Annotated in this window: 4 protein-coding genes; all 4 read left to right on the top strand. The window is 66.1% G+C overall.

Going from position 1 to position 2,059, the window contains the following annotated elements; all coding sequences use genetic code 11:
- On the top strand, positions 1–343 hold a 343-nt coding region (locus VGQ44_21025), incomplete at its 5' end, for a hypothetical protein (GenBank protein HEV8449320.1).
- The gene (locus VGQ44_21020) at positions 340–999 is read left to right on the top strand and encodes a hypothetical protein (GenBank protein ID HEV8449319.1); all 660 of its coding nucleotides are present in this window, start codon (positions 340–342) and stop codon (positions 997–999) included. The genes VGQ44_21025 and VGQ44_21020, both read left to right, overlap by 4 nt.
- Entirely contained in the window at positions 993–1,487 is a 495-nt protein-coding gene (locus VGQ44_21015; GenBank protein HEV8449318.1) for a hypothetical protein, read from the top strand. The genes VGQ44_21020 and VGQ44_21015 overlap by 7 nt, the downstream gene beginning before the upstream one ends.
- Positions 1,487–2,059: AAA family ATPase (locus VGQ44_21010; protein ID HEV8449317.1), on the top strand; the 573-nt coding region annotated here is incomplete at its 3' end. The genes VGQ44_21015 and VGQ44_21010, both read left to right, overlap by 1 nt.

The raw sequence follows: 2,059 nt of genomic DNA, 5'->3' as shown, positions 1-2,059 counted from the left end.
CACCGGCGCCACGGCCAATCCCGACGCGTGGACCCGCAGCATGTTTTTCGCGGGCTTCGATCTGCAGGCGGCGTGGTACATCCGCGGGCTCAAGGCGCTGACCGGCGTCGAGGCCACGTTCCGGTTCGCGGTCCAAGAGACTTATCCGCCGTACGCGCTCTCGGTGATCGGCTTGAATCCCGACGCGTTGCTCCTCGCCGAAAAAAAGTGCCTCTACGCGCTCGACAAGTGGCGCGAGGCGCGCGCCTCGGGGAAGTGGACCGGCTATCCGAGGCGGACATGCTACGCGACACTCCCGCCGATTCACGAAAGTTGGTGGCTCGAAAAGGAGATGACGACGTGACGGCGAACGCGCTCGCCCTCCCTGACATCGCGACAGCCACGCTGCCCGCGACGTACGAGCGCGCCAAGGAAGCACTCGCCACCTGCGAACGTATCGACGAGTGCAAGGATTGGGCGGACCGGGCCGCGGCGCTCGCCAGCTACGCGAAGCAGGCCGACGACGACACGCTGCACCGGCTCGCGACGCGCATCAGTTCGCGCGCGATCCGTCGCGCAGGCGAACTCCTGAAAACGTTTCAATCAGCGGGCGGGCGACCGCCGAAAACTACCAACGGCGCCGACGGCAGTTATTCACAGCGCAAGGCGGCCGACGACGCCGGGATGTCTGAGCGACAGGAACTCACCGCCGTGCGCGTGGCGAACGTGCCCGCCGACGAATTCGAGGCCCTCGTCGAGAGCGACAACCCGCCGACCGTGACGGCGCTCGCCGAGAGGGGCAAGACGCCCGGCGCCGCGGTGCCCGAGAAATTCAAAGCGGCGACACACCTGCTCGGCATTTGTCGCGAGCTGAAATTGTTCGCGGGCGAACACGACGCCGCCCTTGTCGCCGACGCCATCTGCGACCACGAAGCTGTGTCGATCCGAGAGGCGGTCGCTGTCGCGGGGCCATGGCTGGAACACCTGCTGGTGCGACTACAGGAGAAGTATCCATGCTGAGGAAGTACACGCCCGACGATCTCAACGGGGAAATCGACAGACAAATCGACGCGGCCCACGATCGCGATCAACCTGCGCACCCAGGATGGATCACGCACGCGATTTGCCGCGAGCACGTCAGCGGCCTTGCGTGCGACGCAGATCAATCCGAGGCGCTCGAACCTCTCGACGTGGCCTATTGGCGCTACGGCGGCTACACGAACACGCGTCACGCCGTGACGGCCCGGATCAACCAACGCGAGCGAGACAGCGGAGCGGACCCGCGCGCGGGCGAGCGCCAGCCTTTCCTCCCCGGCTACGAATTCCTTCAACGTCGCTACGTCATCGTCCGCGACGGCGAGTACGTCGAGGTGGACACCGACAAGATGACCGTCGAGGAGCTGCTCGCAAAGGCCGATCAGTACGACGCGAACGCGACAACGATGTCGCGGCACGCCGAAGAATTGCGCCGCTACGCGGCCCAACGAGCGAAGGACGCGACGGCCTGATGGCCTTCACCTTTCGGCCTGCCGTGCGCGAGAACGTGCCGCTCCTCATTGGTCTGTCGGGCGGGACCGGCAGCGGAAAAACGTACACCGCGATGCGCCTCGCGAAAGGGATCGCCGGCGATCGGCCGTTCGCCGTCCTCGACACCGAGGCGAGCCGCGCGCGCGCCTACGCCGATCTGTTTCGTTTCGATCACGGCGACCTGACGCCGCCGTTCACGCCTGAGCGGTACGGCGATGCGATCCACGCCGCCGACGAAGCGCACTACCCGGTGATCGTGGTCGATTCCACGTCGCACGTGTGGGCGGGCGACGGCGGCGTCCTCGATTGGCAAGAGGCGGAGCTCGATCGGATGGCGGGCGACGATTGGAAAAAACGCGAAGCCTGCCGCATGGCCGCGTGGATCAAACCGAAGATGGCGCACAAGCAATTTGTGCAGCGCCTCCTCCAGCTGCGCGCGCACCTGATTCTCTGCTTCCGCGCCGAGCCCAAGATCGAAATGGTCCGCGGCGAGGGCGGCAAGATGGAGATCCGCGAGAAGCAATCGCTCACCGGGCTCAACGGCTGGATTCCG

Source organism: Gemmatimonadaceae bacterium, assembly GCA_036003045.1.
Lineage (GTDB): Bacteria > Gemmatimonadota > Gemmatimonadetes > Gemmatimonadales > Gemmatimonadaceae > JAQBQB01.
This window is presented reverse-complemented; position numbering and strand designations above follow the sequence as displayed.